We start from the raw sequence: 26,072 nt of genomic DNA, 5'->3' as shown, positions 1-26,072 counted from the left end.
GTCCCTTATTGGGAGGGTGTCGGCTTCACGTACCAGGGCGGGTGTATTCGCACGGGCAAGATGGGAACCAGCACGAGCAACGCGACGGCGACGCACGCCATGACGCGATACAGTTCGGCCGATGCCAGCACGAGCGCCTGCTCATGCACGCGATGCGCGAGTTCGCCGATGCCGTGCGTCGCGTCGATGCTCTGGCTGGTCACGAGCGCGCGATTGCCGAGCTGATCCACGAGCAGGTTCGAATGAAAGCGCTCGCGGGCGGTGCCCAGCCCTTCTATGAGACCGGTCGCCACGGCGGCTGAAAAGGTCTTGACGGTGTTGAACATCGCGGACGCGAAGGGGCCTTCCGTCGGCGGCAAGCCGGTGGTGACGCCCATCAGGATGGAGAGAATGACCATCGGCTGGGCCATGATCTGCAGCGACTGCAACCAGTAGAAGTTGTCGCGGATCCATTCGGACGTCATGGCGCTGCCCATCGCGCATGTGGCGATCATGAACAGCAGGCCGAGCGACAACACCCAGCGCACGTCGACGCGCCGCAGATTGAGTGTGGCAGCCGTGAGCGGGAGCACGATCAACAAGGGCAGCGCCACGAGCAGCGAGAGCGGCGCGGACTGCAACGCGCGATAGTCGTGCACGCGGGCCAGGAACTGCCCGGGAATCGCCGCCACGCCGACCAGCAGCGTGACGGCGCCGGCGAGCGTGACCAGACCATGTGTAAAGTTGCGGCGTTGAAGGAGTTGCAGCTTGAAGAAGGGCATCGGCTGGAAATACTCGTTGATCAGGAACGCCACGAGCAGCACGCTGCCGCCGATAAACATTGCGCAGATAAAACCGGATTCGAGCCAGTCGAGACGATCGCCCTGCAAGACCGCGATCACGAGCATGGCCGCTGCCGGCAACCCTGTGAGCAGGCCGATCCAGTTGAATGAGCGGAAGCGTTCGAGCTTCGGCGCATCTTCGGGAAGTCCCCACACGATCGCGATGCAGCTCACCAGGCCCAGCGGCAGGATCTGCCAGAACACCATCTGCCAGCTGACGTACTCGGTCCACAGCGCGGTGAGCGGTGTGCCGAGCGCCGGTCCGAAGGTCGCGGTCAGCGCGTAGCCGGCGAGTCCGTATAGCTTGATTTGCGGCGGAAGATAGCGCAACGCGACGATGATCAGCATGGGCGGCAGGCAGCCGCCCGAGATCCCCTGCAGGATGCGCAGAACGTATAGCGCCGTCAGCGACGGGGCGAACGGACACAGGAAGCCGAAGAGCATCGTGGCGAGCACGGCGCCTGTCGTGAAGCGCTTGAGCGTGAACGTGATGCCGAACCACGGTGCGAAGATCATCGTGGCGACGTTGGCCGCTTCGAACAAGGTGGTGAGCCAGGTGCCGTCGTCATATCCGATGGACAAGGCGCCCTGGACATCCACCATGGCGACCGCCGTGACCTGTTCGTTCAGGATCGCGAGCAATGAAGCCAGCAGCATGCCGATCAGCCCCACCGCAACGCGCAACGACAGCCCCGGAGCTTGCGGCGCGGGGGCGGCCGCGATGGCGCGGCTGTTGTCGTGGACGTCGGTGGTAATCATGAAGGTTGACCTGTTGCGCGTGCTCGGTCAGACATCGCATGCCGGGACCACGCATCACGGCATCGTGGGTCCGGGAGAACGAAACCTCTTTTTCATGCTGCTAATGCACCCGGTCGAGCGCGCAATATTGCGCTGACGCGTGCTTGTCAGGCTCGGCTGCGTCGAGTGTACGCGCGGAAAATTGCGGTTGCAGTTTGCGTGCAGACCTTCGTCATCCGTAAGGACAGGGTGTTTCCTGGCCATTCGCGTGCAGCTTCTGGCCATCGTGTACCTGTCGAAGACGATCCGTGCTTTCATCCGGAGCCGACTTCGAATGAGAACCCGATCGCCATGCCCGGAACAAGACACGATGCGCCCCCGCCGCAGGAAGCATTGCTCGCGCGACTCATCACCTTGCTCGAGAGAATCAAGGACAAGACCGCAAGCGCGGAGGTCGAGCATTGGCTCAACGGTGAATTGAGCGTGCAGAGCGCGCTTTACCAGGAGATCGCGCAAGGAGTGAAGCGCGGCGTACAAGAGGGCTGGGCAGCAAACCTCGAGATCGATGGGCCGCGCTATCGCCGTTCCTTGCTCAGTACGCCTTGCGAGAAGACTTTCTTCTTCAGTGTGACGGTCGTGCTGATGGACAGCACCGGCAACACGCAGGGCAATCCGGAAGACAGCTTCCGAGGGCACTATCACGCGCATCCCTACGGCGAGTTCAACATGGTGTTCCCGCTTGACGAAGGCGCCGCGCTCCGCGGTCTCGACGGCTGGTGTCACGGCGGCTGGACCTCGCCGGACCCCGGAAGCCGCCATTTCCCGGAGGTCAGGGGCGGCGCGGTGATCTCGCTGACCTTTCTTCCAGCGGGTCGCATTACCTTCGGCGGTTCATTACAACCGTAAGCGCGTCGCGCCCGGCCCATGGCGCTTCTGCAAAAGAGCATTCCAAAAACAGACTTATACAAAATCTGACTTTGCAGTAAAGTAGAGTCCAATGACGTTGGCTGCAGCGGAGCATCTCCATGGACCACTACTCGCACAAGAACTTCACGCTGACCCAGAGCGTCGGCTTTGCCGTCAACAAGGCGCGCAACCTGCTGGTCGCGGAGTTGGACGCGGCGTTGAAAGACCTCGGCATCACCACGCAGCAAATGGGCATTCTCATGTCCATGCGCGGCGGCGTGACGCAGACGCCGTTCGAACTTTCAAAACTGCTGGGCATCGACACCGGCCTGATGACGCGCATGCTCGACAAGCTCGAAGCGCGGGAGTTGCTGCAACGCTCGCGCAGTCTGGAAGACCGTCGCGTCGTCAATCTCACGCTGACGCCCGAGGGCGAAAAGATCGCCGATGAACTGCCGCATATCGCGCCGGCCGTCCTCAATAAACGTCTGAGAAAATTCACGCGCGCCGAATTCAACGAACTGCGCCGCCTGTTGAGCAAGTTTCTTGAAGACTGAACACGCGACGCTGTGCGTTCGTGCTTTTTTTTGCGCAATTATCTGACAGGTCAGAAAATGTTCATGCAATCGAATCGTGCCCGCTTTGTTTCGCGGGCAGTGCAGACCAGTATCACGCTGACGTTCGCTGCCATGCTGGCGGCGTGCGCGAATTACGCGGGCATCCATGGCGACGAGGAGATGGCAAAGCCGCAGAGCTACGCGACGGAGCAGAGCCTTCCCGCCGACAATGGCCGCTGGCCCGCGCCCGACTGGGCCGATCAATTCGGCGACGCGCAATTGCATGCGTTGCTCGCCGAAGCGCTTGCAGGCAGTCCGACACTGGAACAGGCGCGTGCGCGCATCGCGGCGGCATCGGCGTATAGCGAAACCGCGAAGGCCAACACGCTGCCGCAACTCGGCGCGTCGTATTCGTGGACGCGTCAACGCTATTCGGAGAACGCGCTCGTGCCGCCACCATATGCGGGGTCGTGGCAATCCGAGAACAAGGGGCTGCTGTCCGCCTCCTACGAACTCGATCTGTGGGGCAAGAATCGTGAGGCTTTGCGCGCCGCCGTATCGCAGGTGCAGGCCAGCCAGGCGGACGCCGAGGCGGTGCGACTCGCGCTCGATATGTCGATTGCACGCGCTTACAACCAGCTTGCGCGGCTCTATGCGTTGCGTGACATCGTGAAGGGCGAGGTGCTTCAGCGCGAGCAGATCGTGCGGATCACGGCGGGCCGCATTGCCAACGGGCTCGATACCGAAGTCGAGCGCAAGACGGCGGACGCCGATCTCGCGACCAGTCGCGCCACGCTCTCGGCGCTCGATGGCCGTATCCTCGCCACGCGCTATCAGATTGCGGCGCTGCTGGGGAAGGGTCCGGATCGCGGGCTGTCGATCGAACGTCCGCGTCTCGGCATCGGCGATGAAGTGCGTTTGCCCGGTAATCTGCCCGCCGACCTGGTGAGCCGTCGCCCCGATCTCGTCGCGGCGCGCTGGCGTGTCGACTCGATGACGCACGACATCAAGGAAGCAAAGGCCGAGTTCTATCCGGACATCAACCTGAGCGCGTCGCTCGGGCTTGATGCGTTCGGCTTCGGCCGACTGCTGACGGCGGCGAGCCGCACGATGTCGGCGGGACCGGCGATTCATCTGCCCATCTTCGACGGCGGCGCTTTGCGCGCGCAGTTGAAGGGCCGTTATGCCGACTTCGACTACGCGGTGGCCACCTATAACCAGACGCTCGTCACGGCGCTGAGCGATGTCGCGACCGATCTGTCGCAGATTCGCTCGACCGATGCGCAACTTATCGACGCCACTCATGCACAAGAGGCGGCGCGCAGCGCGCAGCAGCTTGCGCTCACGCAGTACCGCGCGGGGCTGACGAACCAGCTGACCGTGCTGAACGCCGAAACCAACGCGCTCGCGGCCGAACGCGCGGTCGCCGACCTGAAGATGGACCGGCGCGATCAGCAGATCGCACTCGCGGCCGCATTGGGCGGCGGCTATACGGACACGCAGGCGGACGCCATCGCCGCACGCTGAGCGAGATCTTGAACAGTAGAGGAGCAGGACATGAGCGACACCATCATCAAGGAACGCGGCGAGACGGAACGATCCGCCTCCGCCGCCGACACAACACCGCGCAGCAAGCGCAAGCTGCTGCTCACGCTGCTTGCCGCGACGGTGACCGTGGCGGGTGCAGGGTGGGGCGGCTATTACGTCACCACGGGCCGCTTCTTCGAAGCCACCGACGACGCCTATGTCAGCGGCAATCTCGTGCAACTGACGCCTGAAGTGAGCGGCACCGTGATCGCCGTGAACGCAGACGACACGCAGATCGTGCATCAGGGCGCGCCCGTCGTCACGCTCGACGCCGCCGACGCCAAGGTCGCGCTCGGCAACGCCGAGGCGAACCTTGCACAGACGGTGCGGCAAGTGAGCAGCCTGTACGTCAACAACGCGTACTACGGGGCGACGATTGCCCAGCGCCAGTCCGATCTCACGCGCGCGCAGGCGGACCTGAAGCGGCGTATCTCGATTGCCGAAACCGGTGCAGTGTCGGGCGAAGACGTCGCCCATGCGCGCGATGCAGTGAGCGCCGCACAGGCTGCGCTCGACGCCGCGCGCCAGCAATCCGAAGCAAATCACGCGCTGACCGACCGCACCTCCATCGCGCAACATCCGAACGTGCGGGCCGCAGCCACGAAAGTGCGCGACGCGTGGCTGGCGTACGCACGCAACACACTGCCCGCGCCGGTCACCGGCTATGTCGCGCGCCGTTCGGTGCAAGTGGGTCAACGCGTCGCGCCCGGCGCGCCGCTGATGGCGATCGTGCCGCTCGACGGCGTCTGGGTCGATGCCAACTTCAAGGAAGTGCAGCTCGCGCACATGCGCATCGGCCAGCCGGTGACGCTCACGGCGGACGCCTACGGCTCGAAAGTGAAGTACCACGGTCACGTCGAAGGGTTCTCGGCGGGCACGGGCGCGGCCTTCGCAGTGCTGCCTGCGCAGAACGCGACCGGCAACTGGATCAAGGTCGTGCAACGCCTGCCGGTGCGGATCCGGCTCGATCAGCGTGAACTGAACGCCCACCCGCTGCGCATCGGCCTCTCGATGCAGACGGAAGTCGAAACACGCGACCGGTCCGGTACGCAACTCGGCGCGGCCACGACGACGTCATACAAGACCGATGTCTTCAGCCGCTACGGCGAGGAAGCGGACGCGGAGATCGAGCGGATCATCGCGGACAACGTGACGTCGCGCTGACGCACTTTTTTGTAGCTATTTATCTGACCGGTCAGTGACAGACAAGACAGGTTATGCAATGAACCCGACATCTCAACCCGCTCCGCTGCAAGGCGGCAAGCTCGTCCTCGCCACACTCGCGGTGGCGCTCGCGACCTTCATGAACGTGCTCGACTCGTCGATCGCCAATGTCGCGATTCCGACCATCGCGGGCAATCTCGGCGTGTCCGTCGATGAAGGCACGTGGGTCATCACGCTGTTCGCCGCGGCCAATGCCATCTCGATTCCGGTGACCGGCTGGCTCACGCAGCGCGTCGGACAGATCAGGCTGTTCGTCTGGGCGATCGTCCTGTTCGTCATTTCGTCGTGGTTGTGCGGCATCGCGCCGAACCTGCCGGTGCTGCTTGCCGCGCGCATTCTGCAAGGCGCCGTGGCCGGCCCGCTGATCCCGATGTCGCAGGCCATCCTGCTGGCCTCCTATCCGAAGGAGAAGAGCTCGACCGCGCTCGCGCTGTGGGCGATGACGGCAACGGTCGGGCCCATTGCCGGACCAGCGCTCGGCGGCTGGATCACGGACAGCTATTCGTGGTCGTGGATCTTCTACATCAACATTCCGGTCGGGCTGTTCGCGGCGGGCGTGACCTGGGCGATCTATCGCGAACGCGAGACGCCGGTGAAGCGCATACCCATCGACAAGGTCGGGCTGCTGTCGCTGATCGCATGGGTTGCCTCCTTGCAGATCATGCTCGACAAGGGCAAGGATCTCGACTGGTTCAATTCGCCGGTTATCGTTGCGCTCGGCGTGTTCGCGCTTATCAGCTTCGTGTTCTTCCTCATCTGGGAACTGACGGAGAAGAACCCGGTGGTCGACATCACGCTCTTCATGGGGCGCAATTTCCTTGGCGGGACGGTGGCGATTTCCGTCGCCTATGCGGTGTTCTTCTCGAACCTCGTGCTGCTGCCGCAATGGATGCAGGAATATCTCGACTACCGTTCCGTCGATGCCGGCCTTGCCACCGCGCCGCTCGGCATCTTCGCGGTGATCCTCGCGCCGGTCATGGGCAAGCTGATGCCGCGCTCCGACGCGCGCGTGCTCGCCACGCTGGCGTTCCTCGGCTTCGCCGCCGTGTTCTTCATGCGTTCGCACTACACGACCGGCGTCGATACCTGGACGCTCGTTGTGCCGACCCTGCTGCAAGGCATTCCCACCGCGCTGTTCTTCGTGCCGCTGACGGCCATCATCCTGTCGGGCTTGCCGCCTTCGAAGATTCCGGCGGCGGCGGGTCTGTCGAACTTCGCGCGCGTGTTCGCGGGCGCGGTCGGTACCTCGCTCGCGACCACGGGCTGGAACGACCGCACGATCCTGCATCACTCGCAACTCGCCGAGCAGGCGAGCGTCCACAACCCGACGTTCGTCGATGCGATCAGTTCGGTCCAACGCGCGCTGGGTGGAAGTCCAGCGCAGGCGCTGGCGTTCTTCGAACGCTCGCTGACGACGCAAGCCGCGATGCTCGGCCTGAACGACATCTTCTGGTTGTCCGGGGTGATCTTCATCGCGATCGTGCCGCTGATCTGGCTGACGAAGCCGGGCAAGGGCGCGGGCGCGGGCGCGGGCGCCGCGGGCGCAGGTGGTCACTGAGTTCCCGGTTTCGATTCAAGGATCCGCCATGCGGATGATTCAACTGATCCTTCCAACACTGGAGCAACATCATGAAATTCTCGGTCAAGCAGGAGATCCATTCCGAAGACATCGCCGCACTCGAACGCGCGATGCGTACCGTCGATGCCGACGCGCAGGTCCAGGTCGATATCGGCGCGAAGACGGTCAGCGTCGATTCGTGGCTGATGCCGGAGGAGTTCATCGTCGCGTTTGTGGACGAAGACTATGACGTGAAGATTCTTGAGGCGTAGCGTGGCGGTGCGATCCGCCCGGGCGCACGAAGCAACAAGGATGGCACGCGCGGCGTGCCAGATCCCTCAACGACTGGCGAAACGATGATCGTAAGTCGTTTCCCACCCGCCGCCCAGCGACTTGCACAGCGTGATCAGATTCTCGGCGGCCGTCGCCTTGCTGCGTTCCAGATTGCTCTGCGCGTCCAGCAATTGCTTCTGCACGTTGAGCACGTCGAGATAGTCGAGCGCGCCGGCCTTGTAACGCTGCTCCGCCACAGAAAGCGCGCGCTGGTTGAGGCTCACCACGGACGCGAGCCGTTCGCGCCGGCGCTGCTCGGCATCGTAGACCAGTAGTGCATCGTCCACTTCGCGCCAGGCTTCGAGCACGGTGCGCTTGAAGACGATTGCGGCTTCCGCCTGTTGCGCTTCGCGCAATTGCAAGGTGCCTTTGAGCCGTCCGCCCTCGAAGATCGGAAACGTGATCGACGGCCCGACAACAAATTGTCCCGACGCCCAATCGGCGAGACTGGAGAGTTGCAGGCTCTGGAAACCCGCGCTGCCATTGAGCGAAATGCGCGGATAGAAGTCCGCTTTCGCCATGCCGATGGAAGCGGTCGCCGCATGCAGTTGCGCCTCGGCCTTCCTGATGTCCGGACGCCGTCGCGCAAGTTCCGACGGAAAGCCGACCGGCACCTGTTCAGGCAGCTTCGGCAAGTCCCGCGCTTCGGCGAGTACGTCGCGCAAGGCGCCGGGCTGTTCGCCGAGCAGTACGCCGATTGCGTTGATGGTGGTATCGCGCCGTGCTTCGAGCGTCGGAATCAGGCTTTCGATGGTCTCCATCTGCGCCGATGCATTGGCGACATCGAGGTCCGTCGTGACGCCCTCGCGCACCCGGATCTGCGTGAGCCTGACTGCATCGCGGGCAATGTTCAGATTCTGCCGGGCAATGTCGAGCAGCGACTCGGTGTCGCGCAAGTCGATGTAATCGCGCGCCAGTTCCGCGCGCGCCGACAGCAGGATGGCATTGCGGTCCTCGAACGACGCCTCCGACAACGCACCCGCCGCTTCGACGCCGCGCCGCACGCGGCCCCAGATGTCGAGTTCCCACGATGCATCGAAACCTGCCTGATAGAGATCGTAGGCAGGCGAGCCTTTCGACCCGGGCATGCCCGCCACGCCGAGCGGCGCGCTGCCCGATGCCGATTGCGGCTGGGTTTGCGTCGGCGTGACGCCCAGCAGCGACAGCACGCCGGTCTCGCTGCCGCGCTCGCGGTTGTAAGACGCCGCGCCATCGAGGGTCGGCAGCGCGGCCGCGCCGGCCACGCGCTGTGCGGCGCGACTCTGCCGCAAGCGCGCGGATGCCGCGGCCACGTCGAGGTTGGCATCGGCGAGACGCTGTTGCAGTGCGTTCAGCACCGGGTCGTCGAACAGCGTCCACCAGTCGGGATTGAAGTCGGCCTGCACGGGCTTGCTTGGGGCCTGTGCGTTGTGCGTTCGTTCCAACACGTCAGGTGTAGTGGTTTTCGGCGCTTCGAAATCAGGGCCAACCGTGCATCCTGTTATCACGAAGCTTGCAAGGACGGCGAGCGCCAGCGTGCGCAGCGGCATGTCATTCGGGTTCATCTGGCGTCACCTCCAAGAGCGAGCGCTTCACGCTGCCTGCCCACCGACACCTCCGCTTCCACCGACAAGCCCACGCTCAACGCATCGGCGGCTTCCTGCGGACGATCGATCGCGATCCTGACCGGCACCCGCTGGACGATCTTCGTGAAGTTGCCGGTGGCGTTGTCGGGCGCGATGGGCGCGAAGCTCACGCCGGTCGCGGGCGCAAGGCTCTCCACATGGCCCGTGATGACGCGGCCCGGAACGCTGTCCACCTTGATGCGCACGCTCTCGCCGGGCCGCATCCGCGCGATCTGGTTCTCCTGGAAGTTGGCGACGACATAGGCGTCCCGCAACGGCACGATGGCCAGCACCGGCGCGCCGGGCGTCACGAACGCGCCGACGCGCGCCGAGCGGCGTCCCACCTTGCCATCGACGGGCGCGTGGATCTCCGTGTACGACAGGTTCAGCGTGGCCTGTTCCAGCGCGGCTTCGGCACGCGCGAGCGCACCGGCTGCCTTGTCGCGCTGCGAATGCAGTACGGCGAGATTCTGCTCGGTCGTGCTGAGCGCGGCGCGGTCGCGGGCCTGTTGCGCGAGTTGCTGCGCCAGCGTGCTCGATGCGCGCTGCTGTTCCTGCGTCGTGCCCGCGCCGTTTTCCGAAAGGCTCTGATAGCGCGAGGCATTGGCGCGCGCGAAGTCGATGGCGGCATCATCGGAGCGCAGCGTGGCGCGCGCCTGGTCGACCAGCGAGGGATGCCGCGCGATTTCGGCATCGAAGTTCGCAACGGCGGCGTGGGCCGCGACGACATCCGCCTGGGCGCTCATCAGGGCGGCGTGGAAATCACGGTCGTCGATACGCAGCAGCAGTTGCCCCGCCTTGACGGTCTGATTGTCCTGCACCAGGACATCGGCGATCTGACCGGCGATACGCGGCGCGACGAGGGTGAAATCGGCCTGCACATAGGCATCGTTGGTGGATTCGGTGTTTGAATCAGACGACAGCCGGAAGCCCAGGCCTGCGACAACCGCGAGCGCAACCACCGGCACGGCGATACGAACGGAACGGGAACGGGTTTGGGAAAGGGTTGAGGATGACATGACAGACGTCCCTTAGCGTGGAGAGGGCGGTGTCGCGCTCCACGGCGGATAGATGCGCACGGGTAACACCGGAATGAGTAACAGCAACGCAATGGCAATGCAGGCCATGACGCGATAAAGATCGGCGGACGTCAGCACCTGCGCCTGCTCATGCACGCGATGCGCGAGTGCGCCGAGGCCGCCGGCGGCATCGAGGCCCTGATTCGCGACCAGCGAACGATTGCCGATCTGATCCACCAGCACGTTCGAGTGATAGTGTTCGCGCGCGGTGCCGAGCCCTTCGATGAGCGCGGTCGCCAGGGCGGCGGAGAAGGTCTTCAGCGAGTTGAACATGGCCGAGGCGAACGGGCCTTCCGTCGGCGGCAGGCCGGTGGTGACGCCCATCAGGATGGCGAGGATCAGCATGGGCTGCGCGGCGATCTGCAAGGCTTGCAGCAGGTAGAAGTTGTCGCGGATCCATTCGGAGGTCATCGAGCTGCCCATCAGGCAGGTTGCGGCCATCAGCGTGAGTCCGGTCGCCATGACCCAGCGGGAATCGACCCGCTTCATGTTCAGCACCGCCGCCGTCAACGGCAACGCGACCAGCAGCGGCAACGCCACCAGCAGGGAAAGCGGCGCGGTTTGCAGCGGCCGGTAAGCATGGATGCGCGCGAGGTACTGCCCCGGGATCGCGGCGACGCCGACCAGCAGGATCACCGCGCCGGCGAGCGTCGAAAGACCGTGCATGAAGTTCCGGCGCGACAGAAGCTGGAGCTTGAAGAACGGAAGCGGATGAAACCATTCGTTCACGAGGAACACGGCAAGCAGCGCACCGCCGCCGATGAACATCGCGCAGATCACATCCGATTCGAACCAGTCCAGCCGCTCGCCTTGCAGCAGACCCGTTACGAGCATCGCAACGGCGGGGGCGCCGGTGAGGAAGCCGGTCCAGTTGAAGGCGCGCAGACGGTCGAGTTTCAGTGTATCGGCGGGAAGGCCGTACTGGATTGCCGTGCACGCGAGCGCGCCCAGCGGGACGATCTGCCAGAACGCCATCTTCCAGTTGACGTACTCGGTCCACAGCGCGGCGAGCGGGGTGCCCAGTGCCGGACCGAAGGTCGCCGTCATCGCATAGCCGGCGAGGCCGTACAGCTTGACCTTCGGCGGCAGATAGCGCAGCGCGACGATGATCAGCATCGGCGGCAGACAGCCGCCCGCAATCCCCTGCAACACGCGCAACGCGTACAACGAAGCCAGGTTCGGTGCGAACGGACACAGCACGCCGAAGAACATCGTGGCCAGCACCGCGCCGATCGTGAAGCGCTTGAGCGTGAAGGTCATGCCGAACCAGGGCGCGAAAACCATCGTGGCAACGTTGGCCGCTTCGAAGAGCGTGGTGAGCCATGTGCCGTCGTCGTGACCGATGGACAGCGCGCCCTGAACGTCAATCATGGCGATCGCCGTGACCTGTTCGTTCAGGATCGCCAGCAGGGACGCGAGCAGCATGCCGGCCAGCCCCGTGGCGAGACGAAGCGAGAGCGCGGCGCTTTTTGCATGCGGCTGTGCGGCGGCGATGGAAAGCTCTGCCGTGCTCATGCCTTTCGATGCGCCTCTTCGAAGTATTGCGGCGCCTCGCGGCGGTCGAACATGCCGTATTCACGAATCACGCGAATCTGGCGGGAGCGAACGTCGCTCGGGAGCGCGGCTTCGCGTGCGTAGGCATCGGCGGCGGCCTGGTCGCGCCATGTTGCTATCGCGATGACATCGCCCGGCGTGAGCAGCGCATCGAAGACATCCCATGTGATGAGACCGGGCGCGGCGATATCCAGGCCCAGCGATGCCGCGACCGCCTGCGCACCGGCTTCCTTGACCCAGTCCGGCTTGCGGCTTGCATCGTGCAGCGTCACTGCCTTCGCGCCGACCTCGGTCACATCCAGACGTTGTTCGAGCAGAACGTGTCCGTCCGGAATCTGCGAGTCCGCGACCGTCTGGCCGATGCGCAGCCGATAGTCCTCGAACACCCGGTCGCGCGCCGCTTCCTGGATCTTGTGATGGCGGCTCGTCGTGCGCCAGCGCACCAGCGCCTTTTCATCGCGCCAACTAGACAGCGACAGCAGCCAGCCCTCGCGCGTGAGGCTTGCGTAACGCGTGTTGTCGACGAAGCCGTCGATCTTCTGCAGTTCGGGGCGCAGCATGTTCGCCATGCCGAGATAGGCGTCGAACTGATCGCGATAGGGATTGACTTCCAGCATTGCAGAGAACATGACGGCTCTTCCTTGGTTCCGTTGCGATGTGCTTAGGGGTGGTTGAATTGTCGGCGAGCAACTTGCGTGGTTGAAGTCCGGGCTGCGCCGGAATCGGGACAATGAGTGTGCGGCTCGGGCCAGGGCGACCGGCGTCGAAGATCCGCTCACGTCCTGTGCTCTCCATAGGCCAATCCGTTCTTGAATCAGGCCAACGCGCTGCAAGGGCGCTCACGCGTCGTGCATCGCCGCCTAGAATTCAGAAGCGGATGTTCGCGGCGTAGGAAATGAAATGGACAGGTTGCGTGAGATGGAAGTCTTTGTCGCCATCGTGGATAGCGGTGGCTTTACCAGTGCGTCGGAGCGGTTGGGGTTGTCGACGGCCGCGGTATCGCGGGCGCTGAATTCACTCGAGGCGCGCACCGGCGCGCAACTGCTCGCGCGCACGACGCGCTCGGTGCGTCCCACCGATGCGGGCATCGACTACCTCGATGCATGCCGCCAGGTGCTCGATGCCCTCGCGGATGCGGAAGCGCGCCTCGGTGCGTGGCACGTCAGGCCGGTCGGCACGTTGACCGTGTCGGCACCCGTGCTGTTCGGCCAGCGCTTCGTGGCGCCGCTGATCAACGCGTTTGCGAAGCGCTATCCGGACATCACCATCAACGCGGTGTATGTCGACCGCACGACGCGGCTGCTGGAAGAAGGCGTCGATGTCGCGATTCGCATCGGACATCTCGGCGACTCGACGACGTTTGCCGTGCCGCTCGGTTTCGTGAGGCGCAGGACTTATGCGTCGCCTGCTTATCTGAAGGAGCGCGGAGAACCGCTGCATCCGCGCGAACTGACGCAGCACGACTGCGTGTCCTATACCGGTGTGACGCATCCTCTGGAATGGGTGTTCGCCGAGCGCGGCGCACGCCTGCCGGTGCGTCTCCAGCCGCGCATGATCGTCGATCTCGCGCCCGCCGCCATCGCTGCTGCCAGCGACGGCGTGGGCATCACGCAACTCTTTTCCTATCAGGCGGCGCCGGAAGTGCTCGGCCATACGCTGGCACCGGTCCTGTCGGCCTTCGAGCCCGATCCGGTGCCGGTGAGTCTGCTGCATGTGGAGCGCCGGGGCGCGAGCGGAAAGATTCGCGCGTTCCTCGAATTCGTGACCGACGAGTTGCGCGGCAACGCGCATCTGCAATGCGTGGCCAGGACGATGGCCGCGCGACGCTGAACGTCCCTCGGCTATTCCACGGCGAGACGCAGCTCGCGATAGGCGCGCACGAGCGCATCGAGGCTGAATGCGCGATTCAGGCCGCTGGGATTGGGCAGCACCCAGACGCGTGCGCCGCCGATACCGTGCTGTTGCGAGCCCCACGAGATATCACGCTGACCGGTCATGGCGGACAGCGCCATCTTGCCGAGGAACGCGATGGTTCGGGGAGCGAGGCTGCGCATCTTCAGTTCGAACGATGCCGCCGCACTTGCGATCTCGGCGCGCGACAAACCGTCTGCACGCGCAGTCGGGCGCTCGACAGCGGTCGTGAGTCCGTATCCGTATTGAAGGATCGCGCGCCCGTCTTCGGGGCGCAGCAACTCGGGCGTGAAGCCGGCGAGATGAAGCGTGCGCCAGAAGCGGTTGCCCCGGCCGGCGAAGTGCTGTCCCGTCGCTGCGGCGAGCATGCCCGGATTGATGCCGCAGAACACGACGTTCAGTCCGGGTTCGAGTATGTCCGGGAGCGGCTGGATCGTTGGCAAGCTTATGCGGCCTCCGCCAGTTCTTCCAGTTCGGGCAACGAGACCGAGCCGGTCACATTGGAACGGGCCGATATGTGCTGAGCCATGGGCGCGTCCCGGAAGCGCGCACGATACTGCTTCGGCGTGACGTTCAGACGACGGGCGAAGGTGGTGCGCATGTGCGTCGCGCTATGGAAGCCGCATTCGAACGCGATGGTCTTGAGGGGTGCGTCGCTCGATTCGAGACGCTTTCTCGCGGTATCGACGCGCACCTGTTCAACAAACGCCGAAGGCGTGACCTGCGCATACCGGGCGAACACGCGGGAAAAAGTCCGGCGGCTCACCGATACCGCGTTGGCCAGTTGCTCGATGGAAAGCGCATCGGCGATATGCTCGGTCACATAACGATGCACCCTGGCGATGATCGGCGCTTCCTCCGTGACCTCGGCGAGATACGGGCTGTACTGCGACTGTCCGCCTTCGCGCTGGATATAGACGACGAGGCGCCGCGCCACGCGCATCGCGTGTTCGTGGCCCCAGTCTTCGGCGACCAGCGCAAGACACAGGTCGATGCCCGCCGACACACCCGCCGATGTGAAGAGCTGTTCGTCGCGCATGAAGATCTTGTCCTGCTGCACGCGCGCTTGCGGGAAGGTTCGGGCGAGGCGTCCCGCGTCGGCCCAATGCGTGGTGACCTGCTTGCCGTCGAGCAGGCCGGCATGGCCCAGCACGAAAGCGCCGTTACACACGGCGCCGAAGCGGGCCGCGCCCCGCGCCTGCCTGCGCAGCCAGGCGAGGAAGTCGGCAGGCGGATTCCAGTCGGGCAGCTGCGGGCCGCCGGCCACGAGCAACAGGTCGTATTGGACATCCGAGTCGAGATAGCCGACCGGCACGACCAGTTGCATGCCATTGGAACAGGTGACCAGGCCCGCCTCGCGTCCGACCAGCGAGACTTCATATTGCTGGTCCGCGGGGAGATGCGTATTGGCTTCCGCGAACACGTCGAGCGGGCCGGCAACGTCGAGTGCCTGCACACCGTCGAACAGAACTATGGCGACTTTCATGCCCTGACCTTCTTGAGGAAAAGCGATCAACTGAGACCGATTGCCCCACTCTATCCCAGCCCTCGCGCGCGAGTGACACCTTGTCCGGTAAATGACTTTTGCGTCCGTGTAACAAGCGCGTTTCATGCCTTCCGCAAGGCGCTCGCGCCGGCGTGGCCCGAATTCGACGCCGTTTGGCCCGCCACGGCGCCAGAAGCGCGTCCTCTTGACGACGCGGCTGACTAGACTTCATCTCATGAGGTAGACAGGTCTGTCTCCGATGAACCACGGCGTGCAGCGGCTTGAGCGCCCCCACGCCGTATGAGGCAAGAAGGAACTTCATCATGTTGATCGAACAACGCCAGAACTCGTTCCTGTTCGGCGCCAACGCGCCTTACGTGGAAGAGCAGTATGAACGCTATCTTGCCGAGCCGGCCTCGGTGACGGACGAATGGCGCGGCTATTTCGACGCTTTGCGCGAAACGCCCGCCGTCGACGGCAGCGACCGCGATGACGAACCGCATGCGCCGGTCGTTTCCGGCTTCGTCGAACTCGCGCGGCATCCGCAGCCGGTTGCCGTGCAAGCCGACGGCGCGCTCGCGCGGAAACAGGTGGCCGTGCAATCGCTGGTCACTGCGTTCCGGACCATCGGGACGCGCCGCGCCAGTCTCGACCCGTTGCGACGGGAGCCGCAGCGCGCGCTGCCGGAGCTCACGCCTGCATACTACGGTCTCACGGCGGCCGACATGTCCACGCGCTTCAGCACCGCGGACACGTACTTCTTCGACGAAGACGCGACCCTCGCCGAGATCGTGACGGCGCTGGAGCAAACCTATACGGGCACGCTGGGCGCGGAGTTCATGCATCTTTCCGATGCCAACGAGCGGCGTTGGTGGCAGATGCGGCTCGAATCGTCGCGCGCCGCGCCCTCGTTTTCGCGCGAGGAGAAACACCGCTTTCTCGAACGCCTCACCGCGGCGGAAGGACTCGAAAAGTATCTGCACACGCAGTTCGTCGGACAGAAGCGCTTCTCGCTGGAAGGCGGCGAAGCGCTGATCGTCTTGCTCGACGAACTCGTCCGCTATGGCGCCGCGAAGAACGTGCATTCGGTCGTCATGGGCATGGCGCATCGCGGACGGCTGAACGTGCTGGTGAACATCGCGGGCAAGCCCGTGCATGCGTTGTTCGATGAATTCGACGGCAAGCACGCGGACCCGCTCCCCGAAGGCGACGTCAAGTATCACAAGGGTTACAGCACCGTGACGCAAACCGCGCAGGGTCCGGTGGAAGTCGTGCTGGCGTTCAATCCGTCGCATCTGGAGATCGTCAATCCGGTGGTGCAGGGCATGGCGCGCGCCAAGGCCGACGCACTCGGCCCGAACCACACCGGCAGCGTGCTGCCGGTGGAAATCCACGGCGACGCGGCGATGTCGGGACAAGGCGTGGTGATGGAAACCTTGAGCCTGTCTTACACGCGCGGCCACGGCACGGGCGGAACGGTGCATGTCGTGGTGAACAATCAGATCGGCTTCACGACGTCCGATCCGCGTGATACGCGTTCGTCGTTCTACGCGACGGATATCGTCAAGATGATCGAGGCGCCGGTGCTTCACGTCAACGGCGACGATCCCGAAGCTGTGGCGCTGGCCGTGCATCTTGCGCTCGACTATCGGACGCAGTTCAGGCGCAGTGTCGTGATCGATCTCGTGTGTTTCCGCAAGCATGGGCATCAGGAACAGGACACGCCGGCCATCACGCAGCCGCTGATGTATCGCGCGATCGCCGCGCATCCGGGCGTGCGGACGCTCTATGCGCAGACGCTGATCCGGCAACACGTGATGACGCCCGAGCAGGTCGATGCCTATGTCGATGCGCAGCGCGCGTCGTTCGACGGCGCGCGTGGCGGCGATTCGCTTCCTGTTGAAGCTGAAGCGGGCGTGGGCAAGCTCGACCGCTACCAGGCCCCGACGCGAGAGCTAGTGGGCGTCTGGGCACGGCGCATCGCCAGCGTGCCGGAGGGTTACGAGCTTCATCCGCTCGTCAACAAGATGATGGCCGCGCGGCGTGACATGGCGAGCGGCAAGAAGGGCGTCGACTGGGGCATGGGAGAGCATCTTGCCTTCGCGTCGCTGCTCGGAAAGGGGATCGACGTGCGCCTGAGCGGGCAGGACAGCGCGCGCGGTACGTTCAATCATCGGCATGCGGTGCTGCATAACCAGAAGCGCACGCAACGCGCCGATGGCGTGTTCATTCCGCTTGATCACGTGCACGACGTGCAAGGCCGCTTCACGGTAACGAACAGCATCCTGTCCGAGGCGGCCGTGCTTGCGTTCGAATACGGCTACTCGACGGTGAAGCGCGATGCGCTCGTGATCTGGGAAGCGCAGTTCGGCGACTTCGCGAACGGCGCGCAGGTGGTGATTGATCAGTTCATCGCGGCGGCCGCGGCGAAGTGGGGGCAACGCAGCCGACTGACGCTGTTCCTGCCGCATGGTCAGGATGGCGCCGGGCCGGAGCATGCATCGGCGCGGCTCGAACGCTACCTGCAACTGAGCGCACAGGACAACATGCGCGTAGTTCAGCCGACGACCCCCGCGCAGTTGTTCCATCTGCTGCGCATGCAGGCGCTTGCGTTCGACGCCAGGCCGCTGGTCGTGATGACGCCCAAGTCGCTGCTCAGGCATGCGGAAGCCGTGAGCACGCTGGATGAGTTGTCGCAAGGCGCGTTCCGGGAAGTGCTGCCTGACGCCCACGCCCATGCCGATGCAGCGCATGACGCACAGGTCGAACGCGTCATCGTGACGTCGGGAAAGTTCTACTACGACCTGATCGATTATCGCCGCAAGCACGGCATCGACGATGCACGCGTGATACGCGTCGAACAGCTGTATCCGTTTCCAGCCGCAGCGATCGCCGCGCAGCTTGCGCGTTACCCGAACGTGAAGCGCGTGATCTGGTGTCAGGAAGAAGCGCGCAATCAGGGCGCATGGAGCTATGCCGAGCCGCAGTTGCGCGAGCTTCTGCCTTCGGGCGCTGCACTGTCGTATGTCGGGCCGGACGCGTCGGCATCGACCGCGCCGGGGCATCACGCCACGCACGTGGCAAGACAAGCGGATGCGCTGACCCACGCATTCACGAAGTGAGACTGACATGACTCGTAATCCAGCAGTGAAGCGCCCGATCGAGCCCGTGCAAGGCGACGGCGAACTCATATCAGGCGCCGACATCATCCTGCGCGTGCTCGCCGAGGAAGGTGTCGATACCTTGTTCGGCTACAGCGGCGGCGCGATCCTTCCGACCTATGACGCGGTGTTTCGCTTCAACGAAACGCATGCGGACCAACCCGAGCGGCAGATCAAGCTCGTCGTGCCCGCCAACGAACAGGCCGCCGGCTTCATGGCCGCGGGCTATGCACGGGCCAGCGGGAAGGTGGGCGTCTTCATGGTGACGTCCGGGCCGGGCGCGACCAACGCCGTCACACCGATCGCCGATTGCAACGGCGACTCCGTGCCCGTCGTGCTGATCTGCGGACAGGTGCCGCGCGCGGCCATCGGCACGGACGCGTTTCAGGAAGCGCCGGTGTTCAACATCATGTCGGCGTGTGCGAAGCAGGTCTTCCTCGTCACCGATCCGGCGAAGCTGGAAGAAACCCTGCGGACGGCCTTCGAAATTGCGCGCACGGGCAGACCCGGGCCCGTCGTGATCGACGTGCCGAAGGACGTGCAGAACTGGAAGGGCGCCTGGCGCGGACACGGCACCTTGCACTATCGCGGCTATTCGGACCGGCTTCGGCTGGTCGCGAAGGGCGCGCGGCTCGACGATGAAAAGCGCGCCGCGTTCTTCGCGCTTCTCGCGCGCAGCCAGCGGCCGCTGTTGTATGCGGGCGGCGGCGTCATCGCGTCGGGTGCGAGCGCCGAACTGCGCCAGTTCGCCGAGCGTTACCGCATTCCTGTCGTCACCACGTTGATGGGCCTCGGAAACCTGCCGGCGCGCCATGAGCTGAACCTCGGCATGCTCGGCATGCACGGTGCGGCGTGCGCCAACTATGCGGTCGAGGACTGCGATTTCCTGATCGCCGTGGGCGCGCGTTTCGATGACCGCGTGGCGGGTGGGCGGCCGGAAGCATTCGCGTCGAAGGCGCATGCAGTCGCGCATATCGATATCGATGAAGCCGAGATCAACAAGGTCAGGCGCGTGGAATGGAGTCACGTCGGCGACGCGAAGGATGCGCTGCTGGCCCTCATGTCGGGCGGTCCGGCTACGCGTCCGGCGTCCGCCTGGGCCGCGCACGTTGATGCGCTGCGGCGCGAGCACGGCATGAACTACGACAGGAGCAATCCGGCGCTCCAGCCGCAGCGCGTGATCGAAATGCTCGGCGAGATCACGGGCGGGCGCGCGATCTTCAGCACGGGTGTCGGGCAGCATCAGATGTGGGCTGCGCAGTTCTTCGACTTCGTCAAGCCGCGCAGTTTCCTCACCTCGGGCAGCATGGGGACGATGGGCTTCGGCCTGCCTGCTGCCATCGGCGCCCAGTTTGCGCGGCCGGACGCGCTGGTGATCGATATCGACGGCGACGGCAGCATCCGCATGAACATGGGCGAACTGGAGACGGCGAGTACTTATGGCGTGCCGGTGAAGGTGCTGCTGCTCAACAATCGCGGCGACGGCATGATCCGACAGTGGCAACGCCTGTTCTACGACGGTCGAATGTCCGTGAGCGACAAGGCGCTGCATCGCAAGGACTTCGTGCTGGCGGCGCAGGCGGATGGCTTCGAGTTTGCGTGTCGCGTCGAGCGGGAGGATGAATTGGAAGACAGGCTCAGAGCCTTCGTGACCTTCGACGGTCCCGCGTTCCTCGAAGTGATGATCGACGAAAATGCCGATGTGTTTCCGATGGTCGGTCCAGGGCAGACCTATGAAGCCATGATTACGGGCCCGTTCATTCCGTCGCGCTCGGATCCGGAGGCGCGTTCCGGGAGCATCGCGGCTGGCGCTCCCAGCGACATGTTCTGACGCGGAGCGAGGGACATGATGAATGCGGATCTGATCCACAAGGCGCTCGCCAGTCCGGTGCGGCGCGAGATTCTGACGTGGCTGAAGGAGCCGGAAGGCGCGTTCGGCAGCGGCCTGCCAATCAACGCGATTCAGGCGCGCAGCGGTCTGTCGCAGTCGACCATTTCCGCGCATGTTGCCGCGATGATCGAGGCCGGGTTGCTCGTGGCGCGGCACGTGGGCCAGTTCATCATCGTGTCGCGCAACGAGGAGGTGATCGGGGCGTTTATCGCGGAGTTGCGGAGCGGTTTGTGAACAGCGATTTCCGGGACAATGTCTCGGAAAACGCTGTCGTGCGCTGAATCAACGCGCCATCATCAACGCATGCACGTTATGCAGTACCCACACTGTGCCGACGATCAGGATCAGCGACATCAGAATGGTGTAGGCAAAGGACAACGCATGCCAGCGTTGCCCCGTCGACGCATTCACGTGCAGGAAGAACACCACATGCACGATGACCTGAGCGGCGGCCAGCACCGCCAGCATGACGATCGCCTTCTCCCCGCTGAACGTGCCTGACGTCGCGGCCCAGAACGACGCCACGGTCAGCACGACCGCCAGCGCGAAGCCGATCAGATACCCGCGCGCGGTGACGTGCGGGAAATCGCTTGAATTGCCGTGCGAATGAGCCATCAGACGATGCTCCCGAGATAGACGAAGGAAAACACGCAGATCCAGACGATGTCCAGGAAGTGCCAGAAGAGACTCAGGCAGGCGAGCCGGCGCAGGTCGCGTTCGCTCAGCTTGCGCTTGCCCACCATCTGAATCACGAGCACCACCAGCCAGAGCAAGCCGACCGTCACGTGCAGGCCATGCGTGCCGACGAGCGTAAAGAACGCCGACCAGAACGCGCTGCGCTGCGGCCCCGCGCCTTCCGCGACGAGGTGCGCGAACTCGTTAAGCTCAAGCCACAGGAAACCCGCGCCGAGCGCGAACGTGACGAACAGCCAGCCGAGCACCGCGCCGGTGCGCTGGCGCATCGCGGCGATCATCGCGAAACCGAAAGTCAGGCTGCTCGTCAGGAGCAGGCTGGTTTCGAGCGCCACGTCGCGCAGGTTGAACAGGTCCTTGCCGGTAGGCCCGCCCACGGTCTGCATCGCGAACATCGCGAAGGTAGCGAAGAGCGACGCGAACAGCACGCAATCGGTCATCAGGTAAGCCCAGAAGCCGAACACCGAGTGCGACTGATGTTCGTGCCCGTGGTCGTGCGCGCCGTGCGCGGACAGTGTCGATTGCGACATTTACAGCACCTCCATTTCCAGTTCCCGTTCCGCGCCGGCCTTGACGGGCGGTCGCGGCGCGTTCGGTTCTTCGATCGACCTGACCGTGGCCGCCGGAATGATGAAGCCGGCGTTGTCGCGGAAGCTGTAGCCGATCACAATCGCCACCGCGCCCACGAGGCCCGCCGCCGCCAGCCAGGCGATCTGCCAGACCGCCGCAAAGCCGAACATCAGCGAGAAGAGGCCAATGAACAAGCCCGCGCTCGTGTTCGACGGCATGTGGATGTCGGCGTACGGACGGGTATCGACGCGTCGGGTTTCCTTCGCATGGGCGAAGTCGTCCAGCGCGCGCACTGCCGGAACGCGCGCGAAGTTGTACGCGGGCGGCGGCGAACTCATGGTCCATTCGAGCGTGCGGCCATCCCAGGGGTCGCCGGTGACGTCGCGATAGGCGGGCTGATTGCGGCGCAAGACACTGACGACGATCTGCGCGACCTGGAACACCACGCCCAGCGCGATGATGCCCACGCCGATCGCCGCCACCGTGAAGTAAGGCTGCCAGGCGGGGTTGTCGTAGTGATTCAGGCGGCGCGTCGCGCCCATGAAGCCGAGAATGTAGATGGGCACGAAAGCCACGAAGAAGCCCACGAACCAGCACCAGAAGGCCTTCTTGCCGAGCTTCTCGTCGAGCTTGAAGCCGAAGACCTTCGGCCACCAGTACGACACGCCCGCGAAGTAGCCGAACACCACGCCGCCGATGATCGCGTTATGGAAGTGCGCGATCAGGAACAGGCTGTTGTGCAGCACGAAGTCCGCGCCGGGAATCGCGAGCATCACGCCCGTCATCCCGCCCAGCGTGAAGGTCACGATGAAGCCGATGGTCCACATGATCTGCGAGGTCATCTGCACGCGGCCGCGGTACATCGTGAAGATCCAGTTGAAGATCTTCACGCCGGTGGGAATGGAGATGATCATGGTCATGATGCCAAAGAAGGCATTGACGTTCGCGCCCGAGCCCATCGTGAAGAAGTGATGCAGCCACACGAGGAACGACAGCACCATGATGCAGCAGGTGGCGTACACCATCATGCGATAGCCGAACAAGGGCTTCTTCGAGAACGTCGCGACCACTTCCGAATAGATCCCGAACGCCGGCAGAACCAGGATGTAGACCTCCGGATGCCCCCAGGCCCAGATCAGGTTCAGGTAGACCATCGGGTTGCCGCCGCCGTCGTTCGTGAAGAAGTGCATGCCTGCATAGCGGTCGAGGCCGAGCAGCGCGAGCGCGACGGTCAGGATCGGGAACGTCGCCATGATCAGCACGTTCGCGCAGAACGCGGTCCACGTGAAGACGGGCAGCTTCATCCACGTCAGGCCGGGCGCGCGCATCTTCACGATGGTCACGAAGAAGTTCACGCCGGTCAGCAGCGTGCCGACGCCCGACAGCTGCAACGCCCAGATGTAGTAATCCACGCCGACGCCCGGACTGAACTGCGTCTCCGACAACGGCGGATAGGCGAGCCAGCCAGTGGCCGAGAACTCGCCGACGAACAGCGACAGGTTGATCAGGATGGCCGCCACGGCCGTCATCCAGAACGACAGCGAGTTGATGAACGGAAAGGCCACGTCGCGCGCGCCGATCTGCAAGGGCACGATCAGGTTGAAGAACGCGACCAGCAGCGCCATGGCCATGAAGAAGATCATGATGGTGCCGTGCGCGGTGAAGATCTGGTCGTAATGATGCGGTGGCAGGTAGCCCGGCGAATCGAGCGCGATGGCCTGCTGGATGCGCATCATGACGGCGTCCGCGAAGCCGCGCACGAGCATCAGCCCGGCCACGACCAGATACATGACGCCGATGCGCTTGTGATCGACCGAAGTCAGATACTCGCGCCACAGCCAGCCCCACTTGCCGAGCCGGGTGATGAGGCCGGCCGTGCCGAGCGCCGCGATCGCCATGAAGACGGTCGCCCCCATGATGATGGGCTCGTGGTACGGAACCGCCTCGAGCGTTAATTTGCCGAACATGGCTTACCCCTTGGTTACGCAGTAGTTGCCGTTCACGTCGAAACGGCCGTCGTTGTACTTGGCGACGATGTTGTTGAAGAGCCGCGGATCGACGGTGGAGAAGTAACGCACCGCCACCTTCTCGCTCGGACGCGCGACGCCTGCATAGACATCCATGCTGAGCGTCTCGGGCGCGGTTTTGACCTTGTTCAGCCACGCGTCGAAGTCGGCGGGAGACAGGGCGAGTGCGCGGAACTTCATGTCGGAGAAGCCCGCGCCGCTGTAGTTGGCCGAGATGCCTGCGTAGTCGCCGGCGTGGTCGGCTTGCAAATGCAGGCGCGTCTGCATGCCGGCCATCGCGTAGATCTGGCTGCCCAGTTGCGGGATGAAGAACGAGTTCATCACCGAATCCGACGTGATGCGGAAGTTCACCGGCGTGCCCACCGGAAACGCCAGCTGGTTCACCGAGGCCACGCCCAGGTCCGGATAGATGAAGAGCCATTTCCAGTCGAGCGCGACCACTTCGACGTTGATCGGCTTGACCTGCGAGTTCAACGGCTTGTACGGGTCGAGCTCGTGCGTGGTCTTCCACGTGAGGATGCCGAGATACAGGATGATGAGCGCGGGAATGGCCCACACGACCACTTCGATGGCCGTGGAGTGCGCCCACTTCGGCGCATACGTGGCCTTCGTGTTCGACGCGCGATAACGCCAGGCGACGAACAGCGTGAGCAGGATCACCGGGATCACGACGAGCAGCATCGCGTAGGTCGCGGTGGCGATCAGCGAGGACTCGGCCACGCCGATTGCGCCTTTGGAATCGAGGACTTCCAGCTTGCATCCCGAGAGGCCGGCGGCGAGCATCAACGCCGTCAGCGCGGGTACAGCGGAACGTTGAGTAGTGTCATTCATTGCATTCGCTTGTTTCGATGATCGAGGCGTTGGAGGAACGCCGTTGAACGGCATTGCGCCGCGTCAGGATCATGCCACCGACGGTCGCCCGTGATGACGCGAATGGTTGAAATTTTGTTTCAGATCAATGGGATGCGACAGGGTGTCGCGGATCTTCAAGGCGTTTCGCGAAACAGCGGCGAGTCTACAACGCGTCGCGATGCGCGCAGGTGTAATAAAAATATTTGGCCGAGGCGCCGTGCCTCTGATGAACGTCAAGAGATGTGTCCGGCGCGGGCTTGTCGTGACGAAGACCGCGCGGCTACGATCCGCAGCATCTTGCCGCCATTGCCTCGTCATGAACCTGCATCCCGACTCCGCCTCGACCTCTCATGTTCATTCGTTCGCCCCGCTCGTGATACGCGGCCGCAGGCTGCTGCCGATCGTGCAGGGCGGCATGGGCGTCGGCATCTCGGCGCATCGGCTCGCGGGCAGCGTGGCGCGCGAGGGCGCAATGGGCACGATCGCGAGCATCGACTTGCGTCATCACCATGAAGACCTGCTCGCGATGTGCCGCGCGGACCCGTCGCGCGCCACGCTGGAACGCGCCAACCTGATCGCGCTGGGACGCGAGATCGAGGCGGCGCGCGTCGTGTCGGAAGGGCGCGGCATGCTCGCGGTGAACGTGATGAAGGCCGTCAGCGCCCATGCCGACTATGTGCGTACTGCCTGCGAGCACGGCGCGGACGCCATCGTGATGGGCGCGGGTCTGCCGCTCGACTTGCCCGATCTCACGCAAGGTCATGACATCGCGCTGATCCCCATTCTTTCCGATAGCCGTGGCGTTACGCTCGTGCTTCGGAAGTGGATGAAGAAGGGCAGGCTGCCCGATGCCGTCGTGATCGAGCATCCGGCGCACGCGGGCGGACATCTGGGCGTGGCGGCGCTCGACGACATGCACGACGAACGCTTCGGCTTCGAGCGCGTGCTGGCGGAACTGGATGCATCGTTCGCCGCGCTCGGGCTGGCGCGTGCGGACGTGCCGGTGATCGTCGCGGGCGGTATCGACGGACACGAAGCCGTGCGTCAATGGCTCGGCGCGGGCGCGAACGGGGTGCAGCTCGGCACGCCGTTCGCGGTCACCGAGGAAGGCGATGCGCATCCGGCCTTCAAGCGCGTGCTGGCGGAGGCGCGGCCGGAGGATATCGTCGAATTCGTCAGCGTCACCGGGCTGCCCGCGCGGGCCGTGAAGACGCCGTGGCTCATGCGCTATCTGCGCAACGAAGAGCGCATCCGGGCGAAGATCGGCACGCGCCCGCAAGCCTGTCCGACGGCGCTCGACTGCCTGAGCGCGTGCGGCCTGCGCGACGGCATCGAGAAATTCGGGCACTTCTGCATCGATACGCGTCTGGCTGCGGCGCTGCGCGGCGACGTGGGCAACGGGCTGTTCTTTCGCGGCAGGGAACGGCTGCCGTTCGGCGCGGCGATTCGCAGCGTGCGCGATCTGATCGAGGTGCTGCTGACGGGCGCGACCCAGGCCACGCCCGCAGGCTGCTGAGCCG

General features: G+C 64.4%; 22 protein-coding genes. 11 read left to right on the top strand and 11 right to left on the bottom strand.

What is annotated here, in order from left to right:
• Nucleotides 1-5: 5 nt before the first annotated feature.
• A complete protein-coding gene (locus tag QCE69_RS27545) occupies nt 6-1,580 on the bottom strand; it encodes an MFS transporter (protein WP_309934074.1) in 1,575 nt (524 codons plus the stop codon).
• Between the two features lie 330 nt (nt 1,581-1,910).
• Between QCE69_RS27545 and QCE69_RS27540 the strand changes: the two genes are divergently transcribed.
• From QCE69_RS27540 to QCE69_RS27515, 6 genes are all read left to right on the top strand, one after another.
• Nucleotides 1,911-2,465, top strand: coding sequence for a DUF4863 family protein (locus tag QCE69_RS27540; protein WP_309934214.1), 555 nt, complete (start codon nt 1,911-1,913; stop codon nt 2,463-2,465).
• 119 nt (nt 2,466-2,584) lie between these two features.
• A complete protein-coding gene (locus QCE69_RS27535) occupies nt 2,585-3,022 on the top strand; it encodes a MarR family transcriptional regulator (RefSeq protein WP_309925096.1) in 438 nt (145 codons plus the stop codon).
• A 57-nt stretch (nt 3,023-3,079) separates the two neighbouring features.
• On the top strand, nt 3,080-4,549 hold the full coding sequence (locus QCE69_RS27530; protein ID WP_309934072.1) for an efflux transporter outer membrane subunit: 1,470 nt from the start codon (nt 3,080-3,082) through the stop codon (nt 4,547-4,549).
• 30 nt (nt 4,550-4,579) lie between these two features.
• Complete coding sequence (locus QCE69_RS27525; protein WP_309934070.1) at nt 4,580-5,773, top strand: HlyD family efflux transporter periplasmic adaptor subunit; 1,194 nt, start codon at nt 4,580-4,582, stop codon at nt 5,771-5,773.
• Between the two features lie 58 nt (nt 5,774-5,831).
• Complete coding sequence (locus tag QCE69_RS27520) at nt 5,832-7,391, top strand: DHA2 family efflux MFS transporter permease subunit (protein WP_309934068.1); 1,560 nt, start codon at nt 5,832-5,834, stop codon at nt 7,389-7,391.
• Nucleotides 7,392-7,462: 71 nt separating this feature from the next.
• Complete coding sequence (locus QCE69_RS27515; protein WP_309925089.1) at nt 7,463-7,663, top strand: copper chaperone; 201 nt, start codon at nt 7,463-7,465, stop codon at nt 7,661-7,663.
• A gap of 66 nt (nt 7,664-7,729) precedes the next feature.
• Here the strand turns inward: QCE69_RS27515 and QCE69_RS27510 are convergent, their stop codons facing one another.
• Genes QCE69_RS27510 through QCE69_RS27495 form a run of 4 tightly spaced genes read right to left on the bottom strand, consistent with a single transcriptional unit; the run spans nt 7,730 to nt 12,590 of the window.
• The gene (locus QCE69_RS27510) at nt 7,730-9,268 is read right to left on the bottom strand and encodes an efflux transporter outer membrane subunit (RefSeq protein ID WP_309925087.1); all 1,539 of its coding nucleotides are present in this window, start codon (nt 9,266-9,268) and stop codon (nt 7,730-7,732) included.
• On the bottom strand, nt 9,265-10,347 hold the full coding sequence (locus tag QCE69_RS27505) for an HlyD family secretion protein (RefSeq protein WP_309934066.1): 1,083 nt from the start codon (nt 10,345-10,347) through the stop codon (nt 9,265-9,267). The genes QCE69_RS27510 and QCE69_RS27505 overlap by 4 nt, the downstream gene beginning before the upstream one ends.
• A 12-nt stretch (nt 10,348-10,359) precedes the next feature.
• Nucleotides 10,360-11,922: an MFS transporter gene (locus QCE69_RS27500; RefSeq protein WP_309934064.1), complete on the bottom strand. Its 1,563-nt coding sequence runs from the start codon at nt 11,920-11,922 to the stop codon at nt 10,360-10,362.
• Complete coding sequence (locus QCE69_RS27495) at nt 11,919-12,590, bottom strand: antibiotic biosynthesis monooxygenase (RefSeq protein ID WP_309925080.1); 672 nt, start codon at nt 12,588-12,590, stop codon at nt 11,919-11,921. The genes QCE69_RS27500 and QCE69_RS27495 overlap by 4 nt, the downstream gene beginning before the upstream one ends.
• A 271-nt stretch (nt 12,591-12,861) precedes the next feature.
• Here QCE69_RS27495 and QCE69_RS27490 point away from each other — a divergent pair, with 271 nt between their 5' ends.
• Nucleotides 12,862-13,791: a LysR family transcriptional regulator gene (locus tag QCE69_RS27490; RefSeq protein WP_309925077.1), complete on the top strand. Its 930-nt coding sequence runs from the start codon at nt 12,862-12,864 to the stop codon at nt 13,789-13,791.
• Nucleotides 13,792-13,802: 11 nt separating this feature from the next.
• Here QCE69_RS27490 and mug read toward each other — a convergent pair whose 3' ends face one another.
• Both mug and QCE69_RS27480 read right to left on the bottom strand, forming a co-directional pair.
• Nucleotides 13,803-14,315 carry a G/U mismatch-specific DNA glycosylase gene (gene mug, locus QCE69_RS27485; protein WP_404987447.1) on the bottom strand — a complete coding sequence of 171 codons (513 nt, stop codon included), beginning with the start codon at nt 14,313-14,315 and terminating at the stop codon, nt 13,803-13,805.
• Nucleotides 14,316-14,317: 2 nt separating this feature from the next.
• A complete protein-coding gene (locus QCE69_RS27480) occupies nt 14,318-15,358 on the bottom strand; it encodes a GlxA family transcriptional regulator (RefSeq protein WP_309934062.1) in 1,041 nt (346 codons plus the stop codon).
• Between the two features lie 323 nt (nt 15,359-15,681).
• Here QCE69_RS27480 and QCE69_RS27475 point away from each other — a divergent pair, with 323 nt between their 5' ends.
• Genes QCE69_RS27475 through QCE69_RS27465 form a run of 3 tightly spaced genes read left to right on the top strand, consistent with a single transcriptional unit; the run spans nt 15,682 to nt 20,644 of the window.
• On the top strand, nt 15,682-18,480 hold the full coding sequence (locus QCE69_RS27475; protein ID WP_309934059.1) for a 2-oxoglutarate dehydrogenase E1 component: 2,799 nt from the start codon (nt 15,682-15,684) through the stop codon (nt 18,478-18,480).
• Nucleotides 18,481-18,487: 7 nt separating this feature from the next.
• Nucleotides 18,488-20,350, top strand: coding sequence for a biosynthetic-type acetolactate synthase large subunit (ilvB, locus tag QCE69_RS27470; RefSeq protein WP_309934057.1), 1,863 nt, complete (start codon nt 18,488-18,490; stop codon nt 20,348-20,350).
• 15 nt (nt 20,351-20,365) lie between these two features.
• Nucleotides 20,366-20,644, top strand: a complete 279-nt coding sequence (locus tag QCE69_RS27465; RefSeq protein WP_309934055.1) for a winged helix-turn-helix transcriptional regulator — start codon at nt 20,366-20,368, stop codon at nt 20,642-20,644.
• A gap of 48 nt (nt 20,645-20,692) precedes the next feature.
• On the opposite strand, the gene cyoD is transcribed toward QCE69_RS27465, so the two are convergent.
• From cyoD to cyoA, 4 genes are read right to left on the bottom strand one after another with little or no spacing between them, the layout of a single operon-like run.
• Entirely contained in the window at nt 20,693-21,025 is a 333-nt protein-coding gene (cyoD, locus tag QCE69_RS27460; RefSeq protein ID WP_309934052.1) for a cytochrome o ubiquinol oxidase subunit IV, read from the bottom strand.
• The gene (gene cyoC / locus QCE69_RS27455) at nt 21,025-21,633 is read right to left on the bottom strand and encodes a cytochrome o ubiquinol oxidase subunit III (RefSeq protein ID WP_309925064.1); all 609 of its coding nucleotides are present in this window, start codon (nt 21,631-21,633) and stop codon (nt 21,025-21,027) included. The genes cyoD and cyoC overlap by 1 nt, the downstream gene beginning before the upstream one ends.
• Nucleotides 21,634-23,640, bottom strand: coding sequence for a cytochrome o ubiquinol oxidase subunit I (gene cyoB / locus QCE69_RS27450; protein WP_309934050.1), 2,007 nt, complete (start codon nt 23,638-23,640; stop codon nt 21,634-21,636).
• 3 nt (nt 23,641-23,643) lie between these two features.
• The gene (gene cyoA / locus QCE69_RS27445) at nt 23,644-24,531 is read right to left on the bottom strand and encodes a ubiquinol oxidase subunit II (RefSeq protein ID WP_309925060.1); all 888 of its coding nucleotides are present in this window, start codon (nt 24,529-24,531) and stop codon (nt 23,644-23,646) included.
• 337 nt (nt 24,532-24,868) lie between these two features.
• Here cyoA and QCE69_RS27440 point away from each other — a divergent pair, with 337 nt between their 5' ends.
• The gene (locus QCE69_RS27440; protein ID WP_309934048.1) at nt 24,869-26,068 is read left to right on the top strand and encodes a nitronate monooxygenase family protein; all 1,200 of its coding nucleotides are present in this window, start codon (nt 24,869-24,871) and stop codon (nt 26,066-26,068) included.
• The last annotated feature ends 4 nt before the right edge of the window (nt 26,069-26,072 follow it).

Origin of the sequence: Caballeronia sp. LZ032 (assembly GCF_031451315.1) — a bacterium.
Lineage (GTDB): Bacteria > Pseudomonadota > Gammaproteobacteria > Burkholderiales > Burkholderiaceae > Caballeronia.
The sequence above is the reverse complement of the archived record's forward strand: the minus strand, read 5'-3'. Positions and strand labels throughout refer to the sequence as shown.

Bases quoted from the DNA above. Each gene is read 5' to 3' on its own strand.
- cyoC (WP_309925064.1), bottom strand. From the start codon at position 21,633: ATGTCGCAATCGACACTGTCCGCGCACGGCGCGCACGACCACGGGCAC.
- cyoA (WP_309925060.1), bottom strand. From the start codon at position 24,531: ATGAATGACACTACTCAACGTTCCGCTGTACCCGCGCTGACGGCGTTG.
- QCE69_RS27525 (WP_309934070.1), top strand. From the start codon at position 4,580: ATGAGCGACACCATCATCAAGGAACGCGGCGAGACGGAACGATCCGCC.
- QCE69_RS27510 (WP_309925087.1), bottom strand. From the start codon at position 9,268: ATGAACCCGAATGACATGCCGCTGCGCACGCTGGCGCTCGCCGTCCTT.
- QCE69_RS27545 (WP_309934074.1), bottom strand. From the start codon at position 1,580: ATGATTACCACCGACGTCCACGACAACAGCCGCGCCATCGCGGCCGCC.
- QCE69_RS27495 (WP_309925080.1), bottom strand. From the start codon at position 12,590: ATGTTCTCTGCAATGCTGGAAGTCAATCCCTATCGCGATCAGTTCGAC.
- QCE69_RS27490 (WP_309925077.1), top strand. From the start codon at position 12,862: ATGGACAGGTTGCGTGAGATGGAAGTCTTTGTCGCCATCGTGGATAGC.
- QCE69_RS27440 (WP_309934048.1), top strand. From the start codon at position 24,869: ATGAACCTGCATCCCGACTCCGCCTCGACCTCTCATGTTCATTCGTTC.
- cyoB (WP_309934050.1), bottom strand. From the start codon at position 23,640: ATGTTCGGCAAATTAACGCTCGAGGCGGTTCCGTACCACGAGCCCATC.
- QCE69_RS27540 (WP_309934214.1), top strand. From the start codon at position 1,911: ATGCCCGGAACAAGACACGATGCGCCCCCGCCGCAGGAAGCATTGCTC.
- QCE69_RS27515 (WP_309925089.1), top strand. From the start codon at position 7,463: ATGAAATTCTCGGTCAAGCAGGAGATCCATTCCGAAGACATCGCCGCA.
- QCE69_RS27535 (WP_309925096.1), top strand. From the start codon at position 2,585: ATGGACCACTACTCGCACAAGAACTTCACGCTGACCCAGAGCGTCGGC.
- QCE69_RS27475 (WP_309934059.1), top strand. From the start codon at position 15,682: ATGTTGATCGAACAACGCCAGAACTCGTTCCTGTTCGGCGCCAACGCG.
- QCE69_RS27530 (WP_309934072.1), top strand. From the start codon at position 3,080: ATGTTCATGCAATCGAATCGTGCCCGCTTTGTTTCGCGGGCAGTGCAG.
- cyoD (WP_309934052.1), bottom strand. From the start codon at position 21,025: ATGGCTCATTCGCACGGCAATTCAAGCGATTTCCCGCACGTCACCGCG.
- QCE69_RS27465 (WP_309934055.1), top strand. From the start codon at position 20,366: ATGATGAATGCGGATCTGATCCACAAGGCGCTCGCCAGTCCGGTGCGG.
- ilvB (WP_309934057.1), top strand. From the start codon at position 18,488: ATGACTCGTAATCCAGCAGTGAAGCGCCCGATCGAGCCCGTGCAAGGC.
- QCE69_RS27480 (WP_309934062.1), bottom strand. From the start codon at position 15,358: ATGAAAGTCGCCATAGTTCTGTTCGACGGTGTGCAGGCACTCGACGTT.
- QCE69_RS27520 (WP_309934068.1), top strand. From the start codon at position 5,832: ATGAACCCGACATCTCAACCCGCTCCGCTGCAAGGCGGCAAGCTCGTC.
- QCE69_RS27505 (WP_309934066.1), bottom strand. From the start codon at position 10,347: ATGTCATCCTCAACCCTTTCCCAAACCCGTTCCCGTTCCGTTCGTATC.
- QCE69_RS27500 (WP_309934064.1), bottom strand. From the start codon at position 11,922: ATGAGCACGGCAGAGCTTTCCATCGCCGCCGCACAGCCGCATGCAAAA.